This window comes from Streptomyces sp. NPDC017225, from assembly GCF_044331465.1.
Taxonomy (GTDB): domain Bacteria; phylum Actinomycetota; class Actinomycetes; order Streptomycetales; family Streptomycetaceae; genus Streptomyces.
Window position 1 is genome coordinate 197,559 of sequence record NZ_JBIRNE010000001.1, and the last position, 15,867, is coordinate 213,425.

The 15,867-nt window shown below is 72.8% G+C and carries 12 protein-coding genes; 9 read left to right on the forward strand and 3 right to left on the reverse strand.

Annotated features, from left to right (window positions below):
- The first annotated feature begins 130 nt into the window (after positions 1–130).
- Positions 131–1,477: a transglycosylase family protein gene (locus ACH4NX_RS00715; protein WP_398127252.1), complete on the forward strand. Its 1,347-nt coding sequence runs from the start codon at positions 131–133 to the stop codon at positions 1,475–1,477.
- Here the strand turns inward: ACH4NX_RS00715 and ACH4NX_RS00720 are convergent.
- Positions 1,467–2,729, reverse strand: coding sequence for a DMT family transporter (locus tag ACH4NX_RS00720; RefSeq protein ID WP_398127253.1), 1,263 nt, complete (start codon positions 2,727–2,729; stop codon positions 1,467–1,469). The genes ACH4NX_RS00715 and ACH4NX_RS00720 overlap by 11 nt on opposite strands.
- A gap of 209 nt (positions 2,730–2,938) precedes the next feature.
- On the opposite strand from ACH4NX_RS00720, the gene ACH4NX_RS00725 reads away from it, so the two are divergent.
- From ACH4NX_RS00725 to ACH4NX_RS00750, 6 genes are all read left to right on the forward strand, one after another.
- On the forward strand, positions 2,939–3,820 hold the full coding sequence (locus tag ACH4NX_RS00725; protein WP_398127254.1) for a (2Fe-2S)-binding protein: 882 nt from the start codon (positions 2,939–2,941) through the stop codon (positions 3,818–3,820).
- A gap of 180 nt (positions 3,821–4,000) precedes the next feature.
- A complete protein-coding gene (gene glgA / locus ACH4NX_RS00730; protein WP_351394572.1) occupies positions 4,001–5,212 on the forward strand; it encodes a glycogen synthase in 1,212 nt (403 codons plus the stop codon).
- 51 nt (positions 5,213–5,263) lie between these two features.
- Positions 5,264–6,484 (forward strand): glucose-1-phosphate adenylyltransferase, encoded by a 1,221-nt coding sequence (glgC, locus tag ACH4NX_RS00735; protein WP_351394575.1) that lies wholly within the window; start codon positions 5,264–5,266, stop codon positions 6,482–6,484.
- 278 nt (positions 6,485–6,762) lie between these two features.
- Complete coding sequence (locus tag ACH4NX_RS00740; RefSeq protein WP_398127255.1) at positions 6,763–9,375, forward strand: PA14 domain-containing protein; 2,613 nt, start codon at positions 6,763–6,765, stop codon at positions 9,373–9,375.
- A gap of 386 nt (positions 9,376–9,761) precedes the next feature.
- Positions 9,762–11,123, forward strand: a complete 1,362-nt coding sequence (locus ACH4NX_RS00745; RefSeq protein WP_351394581.1) for a wax ester/triacylglycerol synthase family O-acyltransferase — start codon at positions 9,762–9,764, stop codon at positions 11,121–11,123.
- Between the two features lie 103 nt (positions 11,124–11,226).
- Positions 11,227–12,771: an SDR family NAD(P)-dependent oxidoreductase gene (locus ACH4NX_RS00750; RefSeq protein WP_398127256.1), complete on the forward strand. Its 1,545-nt coding sequence runs from the start codon at positions 11,227–11,229 to the stop codon at positions 12,769–12,771.
- Between the two features lie 86 nt (positions 12,772–12,857).
- Here the strand turns inward: ACH4NX_RS00750 and ACH4NX_RS00755 are convergent, their stop codons facing one another.
- The gene (locus tag ACH4NX_RS00755; RefSeq protein WP_398127257.1) at positions 12,858–13,301 is read right to left on the reverse strand and encodes a hypothetical protein; all 444 of its coding nucleotides are present in this window, start codon (positions 13,299–13,301) and stop codon (positions 12,858–12,860) included.
- A 474-nt stretch (positions 13,302–13,775) separates the two neighbouring features.
- On the opposite strand from ACH4NX_RS00755, the gene ACH4NX_RS00760 reads away from it, so the two are divergent.
- Together ACH4NX_RS00760 and ACH4NX_RS00765 are read left to right on the forward strand one after the other, a co-directional pair.
- Positions 13,776–13,952, forward strand: coding sequence for a hypothetical protein (locus ACH4NX_RS00760; protein WP_279562029.1), 177 nt, complete (start codon positions 13,776–13,778; stop codon positions 13,950–13,952).
- A 56-nt stretch (positions 13,953–14,008) separates the two neighbouring features.
- Positions 14,009–14,491, forward strand: a complete 483-nt coding sequence (locus ACH4NX_RS00765) for a GNAT family N-acetyltransferase (protein WP_398127258.1) — start codon at positions 14,009–14,011, stop codon at positions 14,489–14,491.
- Between the two features lie 7 nt (positions 14,492–14,498).
- Here the strand turns inward: ACH4NX_RS00765 and ACH4NX_RS00770 are convergent, their stop codons facing one another.
- Positions 14,499–15,854, reverse strand: a complete 1,356-nt coding sequence (locus tag ACH4NX_RS00770; protein WP_351394593.1) for an amidase — start codon at positions 15,852–15,854, stop codon at positions 14,499–14,501.
- Positions 15,855–15,867: the final 13 nt, after the last annotated feature.

The following is a 15,867-nucleotide window of genomic DNA, read 5'->3' on the forward strand; positions in this document are numbered from 1 at the left end:
CGCCGCATCCGGCCAACGGGTACCTCTTCTTGGCCACTTGGCGTGACCAAGCGGCCGATTGCCGTCTTGTCATGGCCTGTTAGCAGCGCTTACTTTTGCCCCTCCTGACGCAATGTCGAGGGGGATATCCATGGCCGTACGCGGTCGGCACCGCCGGTATCAGCCGAACAGGATCAACCGAGCCTCACTGACCGTCACCGCGGGCGGTGCGGGACTGGCGCTCCCGCTCATCGGTACCGGCACGGTGCACGCGGCCGACGTGGAGACCTGGGACAAGGTCGCGGCCTGCGAGTCCACCAACGACTGGGACATCAACACGGGCAACGGCTACTACGGCGGGCTGCAGTTCACCCAGTCCACCTGGGAGGCGTTCGGTGGCGCCGAGTACGCCCCGCGGGCGGACCTGGCCACCAAGGACCAGCAGATCGCCGTCGCCGAGAAGGTACTCGACGGGCAGGGCCCCGGCGCCTGGCCGGTGTGCTCCGAGCGGGCCGGGCTGACCCGGGGCGGTGGCACGCCCGACATCCGGCCGGCCGGGGACGCCGGCTCCGGGAAGGACGCGCGCGAGACGGCAGAGAAGTCCGCCGAGAAGGCCGTCAAGAAGGGCGTCGAGAAGTCTGCCGAGAAGGCCGACTCGGTGAAGGACGTCCAGCCCCAGACCACGCCGCAGTCCCGGGCCGGCAAGGGCAAGATGTACACGGTGATCACCGGCGACACCCTCTCGGGCATCGCGGACACCCGGCAGGTCCGGGGCGGGTGGCAGGGGCTGTACGAGGCCAACCGCGACGCGATCGGAACGGACCCCGACCTGATCGTGCCGGGCCAGCGCCTGGCGCTGCGCGGCGAGGGGGCCGCCGCGGCGCCCCGCTCCGAGTCGAGGACGGCCGAGAAGCCCAGGACGTCCTCGAAGCCCAAGGCGAAGGCGAAGGAGACCGAGCAGGCGCCCGCCAAGCCGCGGCAGAAGCAGCAGAAGAAGTCGGCGCCCTCCGACAGCGGCGAGGACAGGGCGAAGCAGGCCGAGAAGGCGGAGAAGGCGGAGAAGGCCACCAAGACCGAGAAGGCCGCCAACCGCCAAAGCGTCTTCGCCCCCGTCGACGCGCCCACCGGCACGCCGTACCACCAGGCGGGCTCCTCCTGGTCCAAGGGCTACCACACCGGCGTCGACTTCCCCGTCGCCACCGGCACCTCGGTCAAGTCGGTCGCGGCGGGCCAGGTCGTCAGCGCGGGCTGGGCCGGCTCCTACGGCTATCAGGTGATCGTCCGGCACGGCGACGGCCGCTACTCGCAGTACGCCCATCTCTCGGCGATCTCCGTGAAGGACGGTCAGTCCGTGGGCGCCGGCCAGCGCATCGGCCGCTCGGGCTCCACCGGCAACAGCACGGGCCCGCATCTGCACTTCGAGGTGCGGACGGGGCCCGGCTTCGGTTCCGACGTCGACCCGGTGGCGTATCTGCGGGCCGGCGGAGTCAGGATCTGATCCGCTCCCGGCCGAGGACGGGCGGCGGAACGAACGGACCACCGTAGAAGGGGCCGTAGGAGAGCGGGCCGGCGGAGAGTTGCGTGTCGCTGCTCTCGGTCGGCTCCCGGGTCTCGAACGTCTCCTCGGCGGGGGCCGTGTCCGGCGGGGGCGCGGGGGAGGGCAGGAAGACCTTGTCGGCCGGCGGGGTGACCCGCTGCCCGAGCCCTTCCCGCGCCAGCGCGTCCTCGACCGACTCCGACGCTGACGCCGACCCGGCCGTCCTCGTTCCCGTCGTCGCCGCTCCGGGCGCCGTCGTTCCGACCGCCCTCGCTTCGGGCCGCGCCGCTTCGGGCCCCGCCGCTCCGGTGGTCGTCGCCGCTCCGGCCGTCGGCGCAAGGGCGGCCTCCTGGCCGGTGGGCGCCATGGCCTCCTCGGCTGCCTCCCGCGCGATGCGTTCCGTCGTCAGCAGGATGAGCCCGCCCGCGGCCACCACACCGCAGCTCAGGGCGAGCGCGGTGCCGGTCGTGCCGTAGCGGAAGGTTTCGCCGAACATCGTGATGCCGACCACGGCGGCCACCACCGGGTTCACCACCGTGAGCGTGGCCAGCGGGGCGGCGAGGCCGGCGCCTCGGTAGGAGGCCTGCGACAGCAGCATGCCGGCCGTGGCGAGCACGCCGATCACGGCCAGGGACGGCAGGTCGGCGGTCGACACGCCCCCGGACCAGCCCACCGCGACCGTCTTGGTGAAGACGGAGGACATGCCGAAGGCTATGCCGGAAGCGGTTGCCAGCAGGATGCTGCGCACCGCCGGGTGCCGGTGGACGGCCCGGCCGGCGATCATGAGCACCACGACCGCACCACCGGTGACGACGGCCGCACCCACCCGCTGCCCCGAGTCCAGCGACTGCGCGTCGGACGCGCCGACCAGGGACAGCAGACCCGCGAGACCGACCGTCGCCATGAGCGCGCCCCGCCAGGCCGTCGCGCCGGCCTTGCGGCCCACGAACAGCGCCGCCATGGGCAGCGCGAACACGATGGTGAGCGCGCCCAGCGGCTGCACCAGGCTCAGCGGGCCGAGGGCGAGGGCCACGACGTGCAGCAGGCCACCGAGGCCGTTGAGACCGACCGCCGCCCACCACCCGGGCCGGCGCAGCGGAGCGTACTGAGCACCTGGGGAGGACGCCGCGACCCGCTCCTGCACGATCGCTCCGCCCGCGTACGCCACGGCGGAGACGAGCGACAGCAGCACGGAAAACGCGAGGGCGCTCATCGGCTGCTCCTCTGCGTGAGGCGGGGGCGCTGGGCCCGGCGCGGCGAACGGTCGTCTTCCATGGACAACACGATGCCTTCTCAGCGTCTTCCCGTCGTCGTCCCTGAGCACTCATTGGGTCCTACTGCCGATGGAGTACGAGGGCGGCGCCGTCCTCCCCAGGGTGGGCGTCTTCAGTACCGGACCCCCGACCCGTGCCCCTAAGGGCCTTGATATTACTGCTCTCCGTGGACCTCGACCCCGGCCTTGCCGCGCTCCGCCCGCTGGGCGCCTTCTCCGTCCTGCCCACGTCGCCGCACGCGTCCCCGCCCACGTCGCCGCACGCGTCCCCGCCCACGTCGCCGCACGCGTCCCCGCCCACGTCGCCGCACGCGTCCCCGCACACGTCGCCGCACGCGTCCCCGCACACGTCGCCGTTGCCGCCCCCAGGACTCCCCACCCTCGCACAGGCGTACACCCAGGAATACGGAGACGTGACGCCTGGCGTTCACGTGCAGGTGCGCGCGGACCCGCTCGCCCTCCGCGTCCAGAAGGTCGCCGCCGCCCTGCGCGCCCCCGAGGCCCGCGTCGCCGCCTCCGTGGCCCACCAGGGGCTCGCGGCCCGCCTGTGGTCGGTGACGCTGGGGTGCGCCGCACTCTACGGCGGCGTCCCCGACCTCGCCCCGCCCCTGCTGCGCTGGGACCCCGACGCCACCGCACCCGACGACCTGTGGCTGGCCGAGGTGCGCGCCCTGCCGGGTGACGCCGCCACGATCGCGGAGGTCGTGCTCCAAGGTCACCTGGTCCCCCTGGCGGCGGTACTGCACGCCCGGCACCGTGTGGCGACCGGCCTGTTGTGGGGGAACGCGGCCTCCGCGCTCGCCGGCGCCGGCCGTGAACTGGACGGCTGGGCCCGGCGCCACGGCCGTACGGACATCGCCGACCGTGCCCGCTCCCTGACCGCAGGTCTGCTCGCCCACCCTTTGCTCGCGGGGACCGGCACCCTCACCGGCACGGCCTTCCGCCGCCGCAGCTGCTGCCTGTACTACCGGGTGCCCGCCGGAGGGGTCTGCGGCGACTGCTGCTTCTCCCGGCCGCCGGGGTCTGCCTGACCGCCGGGTCCCGCCCAGCCGTCGCCGGGGTCTGCCCGACCGCGGTGGTTCGCACAGCCCCCGGGCTCCCCCGGCCCCCGGGGGCTCCCGCTCCCCGGTCTCCGCAGCTCCGGCACTCTTCCCCAGGCGCCTCGTCTGAGTGACCATGAGGGGACCAGCCGCCGAGACGGGAGGTTCCGGGTGCGTGTGGGACTGCTGACCCGGGAGTACCCGCCGGACGTGTACGGCGGAGCGGGGGTCCACGTCGAGTTCCTCGCCCGGGAGCTCGCCCGCCTCGTCGACCTCGACGTGCACTGCTGGGGCGAGGGCCGCGCCGACGGCGTGCTGCGGCACCGCTCCTGGTCCGCGCTCGACGGCGCCAACGACGCGCTGCGCACCTTCTCCGTGGACCTCGCCATGACCGCCGCTCTCCAGGGCCGCGAACTGGTCCACTCCCACACCTGGTACGCGAGCCTCGGCGGCCACCTCGCCAAGCTCCTGTACGGGATGCCGCACGTCATGACCGCCCACTCGCTCGAGCCCCTGCGACCCTGGAAGGCCGAACAGCTCGGCGGCGGTTACGCCCTCTCCAGCTGGGCCGAGCGCACCGCGGTCGAGGCCGCCGACGCGGTGATAGCCGTGTCCGGCGCCATGCGCGAGGACATCCTCGGCTGCTACCCGGCGCTGGACGCCTCCCGGGTCCACGTCGTGCACAACGGCATCGACACCGCCCTCTACCGGCCCGACCCCGCCGTGGACGCCCTGGACCGGATCGGCCTGGACCGCTCCCGCCCGTACGTCCTGTTCGTCGGCCGCATCACCCGCCAGAAGGGCGTACCGCACCTGCTGCGCGCGGTGCGGGGCATCGACCCGGCAGCGCAGGTCGTGCTGTGCGCCGGCGCCCCGGACACCCCCGAGATCGATCAGGAGTTCCGCGACCTCTTCGCCGAGCTGAGCCGCGCCCGCGAGGGCGTGCACTGGATCCCGCGCATGCTGCCGCGCCCGGAGGTGATCCAGTTGCTGACCCACGCCGCGGTCTTCGTCTGTCCCTCCGTGTACGAGCCCCTCGGCATCGTCAACCTGGAGGCGATGGCCTGCGGCACGCCCGTGGTCGCCTCCCGGATCGGCGGCATCCCCGAGGTCGTGGCGGACGGCGAGACGGGGGTCCTCGTCCCCAAGGACGACGGTGGCGACGACAAGGGGAAGCGCGACCGGGACGACAACGGGAACCGCGACCGGGACGACGCCTTCGAGGCGGGCCTCGCCCGGGCACTGGACTCCGTCCTCGGCGACCCGGAGGCCGCCCGGCGGATGGGCGAGGCGGGCCGGGAGCGCGCGGTGGGCGAGTTCGGCTGGGACGCGGTCGCCCGCCGCACGGCCCGGCTCTACGAGGAGATCCTCAAGCAGGCTTAGGCCGCCCCGTCCAGGGGCAGCCGGGGGTGAACGAGGGTGAGGGGAGCGGCCATGCGTCGTGGAGGTCCTTCGGTGCTCGGGATCGTGCTGGCGGGCGGGGAGGGCAAGCGACTGATGCCCCTGACCGCGGACCGCGCGAAACCCGCGGTCACCTTCGGCGGCACGTACCGGCTGGTCGACTTCGTGCTGTCCAACCTGGTCAACGGCGACATCCTGCGGATCTGCGTCCTCACCCAGTACAAGTCGCACTCCCTGGACCGGCACATCACCACCACCTGGCGGATGTCCAGCCTGCTGGGCAACTACGTCACCCCCGTCCCCGCCCAGCAGCGTCTGGGTCCGCGCTGGTACCTGGGCAGCGCCGACGCGATCCTGCAGTCCCTGAACCTGGTGCACGACGAACAGCCCGAGTACGTCGCGGTCTTCGGCGCCGACCACGTGTACCGGATGGATCCGCGCCAGATGCTCGCCCAGCACATCGAGTCCGGCGCGGGCGTGACCGTGGCCGGGATACGGGTCCCGCGCGCCCAGTCGCCCTCCTTCGGCGTGATCACCCCGGGGTCCGACGGGCGGACCGTCACCGGCTTCCTGGAGAAGCCCGCCGATCCTCCCGGACTGCCCGACGATCCCGCGTGCGTCCTCGCCTCGATGGGCAACTACGTCTTCACCACCAAGGCCCTCGTCGAAGCCCTGCACCGGGACGCCGAGGACGAGAACTCGGTGCACGACATGGGCGGTTCGATCCTGCCCCGGCTCACCGAGCGGGGAGAGGCGGCGCTGTACGACTTCAGTGACAACCACGTGCCGGGGGAGACCACCGGTGACCAGGGCTACTGGCGGGACGTCGGCACCCTCGACGCCTACTACGACGCCCACATGGACCTGATCGCCGAGCGGCCCGCGTTCAACCTCTACAACCGGGACTGGCCGGTCTACACCCACTCCGGCCAGCTCTCGCCCGCCCGTTTCAACGCCGGCGGCATCGCCGGCGAGTCGATCATCAGCGCGGGCTGCCTGATCCGCGGGCAGGTCACCCGGTCCGTGCTCTCGCCGGGCGTGGTGGTCGACCCGGGAGCGGTCGTACAGGGCTCGGTGCTGCACGACAACGTGCACGTCGGCCGGGGTGCGGTCGTGCGCGGGGCGGTGCTGGACAAGAACGTGGACGTGCCGCCGGGCGCGACGGTCGGCGTCAACCCGGAGCGGGACGCCGAGCTCTACACCGTCTCCAAGGGGGGCGTGATCGCGCTCGGCAAGGGGCAGCGGGTGCTGTGACGAGACGGGTGCCGTGACGAGACGGGTGACCCGGCGCGGCGGGGCGAGAGACGCGGCGCGGCGGGTGGGCGGCCGAGAGGGCGTGCGACACCCGCGATGCCCGTGACAGCCGCGAGGCGTCCGGGGCTGTTGTCATGTCCCTGGACGTCAAGCGGAATCCGTGTTGTCATGCCACTGCACGTCTGCTGTTACATCGATGTATGTCATGCGTGAAAACGCATGACATCGATGTCCGAACCTGAGCCATCAGCCACCACCCGTTCTCGAGGAGAGGGTCAGTGCGCACCAAACGACTCAGAGACCGACTGGCGTTACTGCTCGCCGCCGCCCTCGGCGTCGCCGGCCTCGCCGCCGTGCCGAACGCGAGCGCGGCCGACGACGACGCCGCGGAGATCCACGGCCTGAAGGGCGAGTACTACACCCAGTCCGCCCCCGGAGCCTTCGACTTCCACGAGCTCAAGGCCACCGGCTTCGACCCGCAGCTCGACTTCGACACCCTGGAGCCGCGGCTGAACTTCGCCACCGGGCAGTCGGACGACGTCAGCGTCCGCTGGACCGGCAAGCTGGTGCCGGAGAAGACCGGCGCCCACACCTTCTCGGTCATCGGCGACAACGGCTTCCGCCTCTGGATCGGCGGGCAACTCGCCATCGACCACTGGGTCGACGACTGGGACCGCGAGCAGACCGCCCAGCCCGTCGAGCTGACCGCCGGTCAGTCCTACGACATCAAGCTGGAGTACTTCGAGCACTACGGAGGCTCCAACCTCCACCTGCGCTGGACCGAGCCCGGCGGCAGCAAGGAGCCCGTCCCGCAGTCGGCGTTCCGCCTGCCCGACGGCTTCGACTACGACGGTGCGACGGCGACCACCGTCCAGGCCACCGGCCGCACCCTCGAGCTCGACTTCCCGCGCCCGCTCGCCGCGGCCCCGGCCGGTCTCGCCGACCACCTCGAAGCGGTGATCGGCGGCGCCAAGTGGCCCCTGGGCGAGGCGAAGGTCGACCCGGCCGACCCCACCGCCCTCCTCGTCGCCCTCGACCAGCCGGTCGTCGGCAACAAGGACGGTGACGCCCCGGGCACCGCCGACGTCCGCTACGACGGGGAAGGCGGCCTCACCGACACCGGGGGCAACGTTGTCAAGGCCTTCTGGAGCAGTGGCGGCAACCACTCCACCCACGAACTGCGCACCGACTGGGCCGAGGAGGTGGGCCCGGACAACGCCCTCCCGGAGTACCCGCGTCCGCAGCTGACCCGTGACGCCTGGCGCAACCTCAACGGCCGCTGGCAGTTCGCCGCCGCCGAGGAGGGCGAGCAGCCGCCGGTCGGCAAGAACCTGAAGGAGCGCATCCTCGTCCCGTACCCGGTGGAGTCACAGCTCTCCGGCATCCAGCGGCACGAGGACCGCATGTGGTACCGCCGCACCTTCACGGTCCCGGCGAACTGGCACATCGGCCACGGCCGGCGGCTGAAGCTCAACTTCGGCGCCGTCGACTGGCAGTCCGAGGTGTACGTCAACGGCACCAGGGTCGCCGAGCACAAGGGCGGCTACGACAAGTTCGGCGCCGACGTCACCGACGCGCTGAAGCCGGGCCGCACCCAGGAGCTGATCGTCGGCGTCTACGACCCGACCGACGCGCGGGGCGGCGAGAACCCGCCGGTCGGCAAGCAGAGCCTGGACCCGAGCGGCATCTGGTACACACCCAGCTCCGGCATCTGGCAGACGGTCTGGATGGAGCCGGTCGCCCCGGACCACGTCGACTCCCTGAAGCTGACCCCGAACGTCGACGCGGGCACCCTGACCGTCGAGCCGAAGGGCGTGCGCGACGGCGTACGGGTCAGGGCGACGGCGTACGAGGGGCACCGCAGGGTCGCCACGGTGAGCGGACGCACCGGCGAGCCGCTGACCCTGAAGATCCACGACCCTCGCCTGTGGTCACCCGACGACCCGTTCCTGTACGACCTTGAGGTCACCGTGGGACGCGACCGCGTCGAGAGCTACTTCGGGATGCGCTCCATCGCCGTCGAGAAGGTGAACGGGGTGCCGCGCACGATCCTCAACGGCGAACCGGTCTTCATGATGGCCACCCTCGACCAGGGCTTCTGGCCGGACGGCCTGCACACCGCGCCCACCGACGAGGCCCTCGCGTACGACCTGAAGCTGCACAAGCAGCTCGGCTTCAACTCCGTGCGCAAGCACATCAAGGTCGAGCCGGACCGCTGGTTCTACTGGGCCGACAAGCTGGGCCTGATGGTGTGGCAGGACATGCCCTCCATGACGCCGGGGGTGAACCCGGACGCCGCCTCCCGGGACGGGTTCGAGCGTGAGATGAAGGAGATGATCGACGAACACATCAGCCACCCGTCGATCATCATGTGGGTCACCTTCAACGAGGGCTGGGGGCAGTACGACATCAAGCGCGTCGCCGAGCAGGCCAAGGCCTGGGACCCGACCCGCCTCGTCAACAACCAGTCGGGCCTGAACCTCGGGGCCGACGGAGGCGCCGGCGACCTCATGGACGAGCACGGCTACCCGAGCCCCGCCCTGCCGCCCTCCCCGGACGGCGAACGCGCCCTGGTCACCGGCGAGTACGGCGGCCTCGGTCTCGCGGTGCCCGGACACGCCTGGTCCGTGCAGCAGTCGTACGTCGACGTCGACCCCCAGACGTACACCGACGACTACCTCACCAAGCTCGACGAGGTGCGCGCCCTGGTCTGCCGGGGCAGCAACGGTGCCGTCTACACCCAGATCTCGGACGTCGAGGGCGAGCTGAACGGCCTGACGACCTATGACCGCAAGGTCCTCAAGCCGGACGTCGAGCGGGTGAAGGCCGCCCACGAGGCCCTGATCCACGACGCCTCCCAGCCCACTCCCGCGGGGTGTCCGGCAGTCTGAGCATCCGCGTGCGCGCCCGCGTCCGACACCCGGGCGTCCGCGTCCGACACCCGGGCGTCCGCGCCCGCGCGTGGCCGGGGTGGTGACAGCGGCCGCCGCTGTGCACCGCCCCGGCGGCGGACGTCAGCGAGACACGGTCGGCCCGCAGCCGTCCGGGTGGGGAAACACCGCACGGGCGGCGCCGCCACCGCTGACGTGGGCACAGGCGCCCCATGAGTCCCTGGAGTCCTACCCCTCTCACAGCAGCGGGACTTTAATCTGCTGTTAACTGTGCGTAGCTCGATCGTACTTGACCGTAATCGTCGGAGGGCGATTGACTGCTTGTCCATCCGTCGTCCCTCCGTCGTCCATCCGTCGTCCGTGCGTCGTCCTTGCGAGGCAAGCCCTTGACTCCTGATCCGCTCGCTCCCCTAGACCTGGCGTTCTGGAACATCGAGTCCGCCGAGCACCCCATGCACCTCGGCGCGGTCGGGATCTTCGAGGCCCACTCGCCCACGGCGGGCGCCCACGCGGCGGACCTGCTCGCCGCCCGCGCCCCCGCGGTGCCCGGACTGCGGATGCGGATCCGGGACACGTGGCAGCCGCCGCTCGCCCTGCGACGGCCGTTCGCCTTCGGCGGCGCGACCCGCGAGCCCGACCCCGGCTTCGACCCGCTCGACCACATCCGGCTGCACGCCCCGACGACGGACTTCCACGCCCGGGCGGGCCGCCTCATGGAACGCCCGCTGGAGCGCGGCCGGCCGCCCTGGGAGGCCCATGTGCTGCCGGGCGCGGACGGCGACTCCTTCGCCGTGCTGTTCAAGTTCCATCACGCCCTGGCCGACGGCCTGCGGGCCCTGACCCTCGCCGCGGGGATCCTCGACCCGATGGACCTGCCCGCGCCCAGGCCGCGCCCCGGGGAGCCCCCGCGCGGCCTCCTGCCGGACGTGCGCGGTCTCCTGCCGGACGTGCGCGGACTGCCCCGGCGGGTGCGCGGCGCCCTGTCCGACGCGGGCCGCGCTCTCGACATCGGCGCCGCCGCGGCCCTGTCCACCCTCGACGTGCGCTCCTCGGCCGCGCTCACCGCGGCGTCCTCCGGCACCCGACGCACCGCGGGCGTCGCCGTCGACCTCGACGACGTGCACCGGGTACGCAAGACCGTCGGCGGCACCGTCAACGACGTCCTGATCGCGGTCGTCGCCGGCGCCCTGCGCCGCTGGCTGGACGAGCGCGGCGACGGCAGCGAGGGCGTCGCGCCCCGCGCCCTGATCCCCGTCGCCCAGCGCCGCCCGCGCGCCGCCCACCCGCAGGGCAACCGGCTCTCCGGCTACCTGATACGGCTTCCGGTCGGTGATCCCGACCCCTTGTCCCGTCTCGAAGCGGTCCGCACCGCCATGGACCGCAACAAGGACGCGGGGCCGGGCCGGGGGGCCGGTGCCGTCGCCCTGCTCGCCGACCACGTGCCCGCACTCGGCCACCGGCTCGGCGGGCCGCTGGTCGGGCAGGCGGCCCGGCTCTGGTTCGACATCCTGGTCACCAGCGTGCCCCTGCCCAGCCTCGGCCTGCGGCTCGGGGGCCACCCGCTCACCGAGGTCTACCCGCTGGCGCCGCTGGCCCGCGGCCACTCCCTGGCGGTGGCCGTCTCGACGTACCGCGGACAGGTCCACTACGGCCTGGTCGCCGACGCGAAGGCGGTGCCGGACCTCGACAGGTTCGCCCTGGCCCTGGCCGAGGAGGTGGAGACATTGCTCACCGCCTGCGGTCCCTGAGGGGAACGGGTTTGGCTCCGTGCCCCGGCGCCGAATAAAATCCGCTGTTCGAAAGCGGACGCGTCTCGGAGCGCCGCGACGTGACCAGGGAACGGCAGCGGCGATGACGGTGACACAGGACGGTTCGGCGACCACGGACGAGGTGGTGTACGAGTCCGGTGACGAGGCGGCGGCATACGCGTCCGGTGACGAGGCGGCGTACGGCCCCGGTATCGACCCGGAGCGGCTCGCCGTCTGCCTGAGCGTGCTGGAGGAGCTCGACGGGATCGACCTCGACCACCCGGACGCGATCCGGGTCCGCCGGGCCACCTCGCACATCTACCGGATGGTCAAGCAGCGCCGCCGTCAGGAGCGCCGGGCCGCCAAGACCGCTCACGACAAGGCGGTGACCGAGGCCACCGCCACCGGTTCCGCCGAGCGCATCGACGACGAGACCGAAGGCATCCTGCCCTCCTCCCGCACCGAGGAGGGCACGATCGCGGGGATACTCCAGCGCCCCCGCTCCTGCTACATCTGCAAGCAGCGGTACACCGAGGTCGACTACTTCTACCACCAGCTCTGCCAGAGCTGCGCCGCCGAGAACCGCGCCCGCCGCGACGCCCGCGCCGACCTCACCGGCAAGCGCGCGCTGCTCACCGGCGGCCGGGCCAAGATCGGCATGTACATCGCGCTGAGGCTGCTGCGCGACGGCGCGCACACCACGATCACCACCCGCTTCCCCAAGGACGCCATCCGCCGCTTCAAGGCCATGGACGACTCCGCGCAGTGGATCCACCGCCTGGAGGTCGTCGGCATCGACCTGCGCGACCCGGCCCAGGCCGTGGCCCTGGCCGAGCGGGTCACCGAGCAGGGCCCGCTCGACATCCTGATCAACAACGCCACCCAGACCGTGCGCCGCCTGCCCTCCGCCTACGCCGCGCTCGTCGAGGGCGAGAGCGCCCCGCTGCCGGCCGGTGAACTGCCCGCCCACCAGGTCATCGGCGCCTTCAACTCCGGTGCCGTGGACGGGCTGGCGGCGCTGCCCGTCGGGGCCTCGGGGCTCGACGCGCAGCAGGTGGCCGACCTCGCCCTGGTCGCCGGCAACGCCAGTGTGGTCCGGCACCGCGAGGGCACCGCCATCGACGCGGGCGGCCTGGTCCCCGACGTCGTCGACAGCAACACCTGGGTCCAGACCATCGAGCAGATCTCCCCGGTGGAACTGCTCGAGACCCAGCTGTGCAACTACACGTCGCCGTTCATCCTCATCAGCGCGCTGCGGCCGGCGATGGCCGAGGCCGCGCGCAAGGCGTCCGCGGGGCGCGCCTACGTCGTCAACGTCTCGGCCATGGAGGGCGTGTTCGCCCGCGGCTACAAGGGCGCGGGCCACCCGAACACCAACGCGGCCAAGGCCGCCATGAACATGGTGACGCGGACCAGCGCCCAGGAGATGTTCGACACCGACGCCATCCTCATGACCTCGGTCGACACCGGCTGGATCACCGACGAGCGTCCTCACTACGACAAGCTGCGCCTGGCCGAGGCCGGTTTCCACGCCCCGCTCGACCTGGTCGACGGCGCCGCCCGTGTCTACGACCCGATCGTGCGAGGCGAGGCGGGCGAGGACCTGTACGGCGTCTTCCTCAAGGACTACGCACCCGGCAAGTGGTGACGGGCTTACCGAGGCCTACGGCGGTGGGCCGGGCCTACGGCGGTGGGCCGGGGCGGCGCTGAGGGGGGGGCCGGGCCCGCGATGGCTCACTCGACCGCGCCCAGCCGCGAGTTCCGCGCCGCCGTCAGCTCCAGTACCGCGCGCCAGTCCTCCAGGACCCCGGCGTCGAAGACGGTGGTGCGTGCCTCCTCGTCGGCCTGGCGCAGGCTGACCAGATCGTCGTCGTGGGCCCAGGCGTCCGGGTGGGCGTGCCGGCGCAGCAGGCGGGCGACGCGCGAACCGAGCAGCGGTCGCACCACGTCCGCGGTCCGGCCGGCCGGGTCGCCGGGCCACAGCAGCCGGCCCACGGGCGACACCAAACCGGCCACCTGGAGTTCCTTGTCGGCGGGGCGGCGCCGGCGCAGCAGCGCGGCGGTCCGCAGCGCGTGCCCGTGCGGGTCCGCGGACCCGCTGCCGTGCTCCGCGGCGGACCGTTCGCCCCGGCAGGCGTACAGCAGGTCCATCAGCTCCTCGACGCTGCGCAGTTCCATGCCTCGGTCCTCCCACGAGACAGCCGTTGCCGACCGGCAGCAGACCATGACGAGCTTGCGCCGCAGCCAACGGCGACTTAACTGTGCGCCCTGTCGTCGCCGACATTCGAAGGTGTGATCGGAGATATGGGCCGAACGGGTGAGTCGCACACAGTGCACAAGCGGGCGAAACCGGCTGGAACAGGGTCAACTGCACGCGGAGTGAAAGGCAATGGTTCCCCCATGTTTCGAGCCCCATAGAGCGCGCCCCCGCTCATTTGGTTAGTCTGAAGCGGACGGGCGGCCGCACAGGGCACTACCCACACCCAAGGTCCGTCATGGGACAAGCCGGTTCACAACGGCCTGTTCTCGCACGGGTTACCGGCGCCACCGCGTCCGAACTGCATTCGACCCACACCCGAGCGGGCGCCGGGTGCCGGACAGGAGACTGGCGGGACAGGCCCCGAGGGTGACCCGACACATAAGGAGTGCGCGGTGACACCGGAGACGACGACGAATCCAGAGCAACGCCCCAAGGAACGCACCGAGCGTGCGGGCCGCCGGCCCGGAGAGCTCGGCAGCCTCGACGTGTGGGCCCGGTCCGCCCCGATCCGCCTCGCGGGGTACGAGGAGGACCTCGCCGAGCCCCACATCCTGCCCAGCGTGGACTGACCCGCGGCGCCACCCGCGGGTCCTGCCGGCCGCATGGGCGTGCGAGACTCACGCCCATGCTGATCAGGGAAGCGACGGCCGACGACTGGCCGCACATCTGGCCCTTCTGGCACCGCATCGTGGCGGCCGGCGAGACCTACGCCTGGGACCCGGACACGTCCGAGAAGGACGCCCGGGCCCTGTGGATGAGCCCCGCGAAACGGGTCTACGTCACCGAGGACGACACCGGCACCGTCGTCGCCTCCGCCTATGTCACCCCCAACTACGGCGGCCCCGCCGCCCGCGTGGCCAACGCCGGATTCATGGTCGACCCCGACCGGGCCGGCCGCGGCACCGGCCGCGCCCTCGCCGAGCACGTCCTGGCAGCGGCCAGGACGGACGGATACCGGGCCATGGTCTTCAACGCCGTGGTCGAGACCAACCCGGCCGTGAAGCTCTGGACCTCCCTCGGATTCACGATCCTGGGCACGGTGCCGGACGCCTTCGACCACCCGCGGCACGGGCGGATCGGCCTGCACATCATGCACCGGGCGCTGTAGGGGCCTCTCAGTCCAGCGGTGCCGTCCGCCGCCAGGGACGCAGTTCCTCGATCCGCTCCGCCAGCTCCAGCAGCGCCGCCTCCGCCCCCGGCGGCCCCGCCAGCTGTACGGCGCGGGGGGCGCCCGAGGGCAGGGTGCCGAACGGGACCACCAGCGCGGGCCAGCCGGTCAGGTTCCAGGGTGGGGTGAAGGGCGAGTACGCGGAGTTGGCCGCCATGTTGCGCAGCCAGCCCCGCTCGTGCCAGGGCCCCGCCTTGGGGGAACGGCGGGCCAGCGCCGGGGTGAGCAGGACGTCGTACTCGCGGAAGAACGGCTCCAGGCGCCCGCGGAGCCCCTCCCTGCCCTTGCCGGTGGCCACCGTGCGTACGAAACGCCGCCCGAGGGCCGCGTGCACCCGGGTCCGCCTGGCCAGCAGCCGCCGGTCCAGGTCCCGCGCGTCCACGGACGTACCGGCCGTCCAGTGGGTCAGGGCGGTCAGGCCCAGCGACGCCGGACGGGGCGGGTCGGCCCTGCGCACCTGGTGCCCGGCCTTCATCAGCACCCCGGCCGCCTCGCGGACGGCCTCCGCGTAGGGGCGGGAGACGGTGACACCGGCCAGGGGGCTGCGCGGCGAGGCGGCGACGCGGAGGGTGCCGGAGCCCGCGCGGCGCGGCGGTTCACCGTCCGCGAGGTCGTCCGCGAGGACCGCGAGCATCAGGCGGGCGTCCTCGACCGTCGTGGCCAGCGGCCCGTTCTCGGACATGCCGAACCAGTCGCCGTCGCCCGTCCCGGCCGGCACCACCCCGTGGCCCGGTTTGATGGTGACCAGGCCGCAGTTGGCCGCCGGTATGCGCAGCGAGCCCATGCCGTCGTTGCCGAGCGCGATCGGCACCATCCCGGCGGCGACCGCGGCCGCGCTGCCGCCGGAGGAGCCGCCGGCCGTGCGGGCCGGGTCCCATGGGTTGCGGGCGGTGCCGTGCACGCCGTCAGTGGTGCCGAACACGCACAGCTCGGGCACGTTCGTCAGTCCCACCACCACCGCGCCGGCCGCCCGCAGCCGGGCCACGGTGAGGTGGTCCTCACCGGCGGGCGTGTCCGGTGTCGCGGCCGAGCCGTTGCGCGTGGACTCGCCGCGCACCGCGAGATTGTCCTTCACCGCCACCGGCACGCCGGCCAGCGGCAGTTCGCCCAGTCCGCCCCGGGCGCCCACCTCCTCAGCCTCGGCGAGGGCCGCCTCGGCACGCACCAGGCGGAAGGCACCGACCCGGCCGTCGAGCCGCGCGATACGGGCCAGATGATCTGCCACCACCTCACGGGGCGTGGCCCGCTTCTCCCGTACGGCGGCTGCGATCTCTACGGCGGTGCGGCCGGCCCAGTCGGTCACGGAGGGCTCCTCG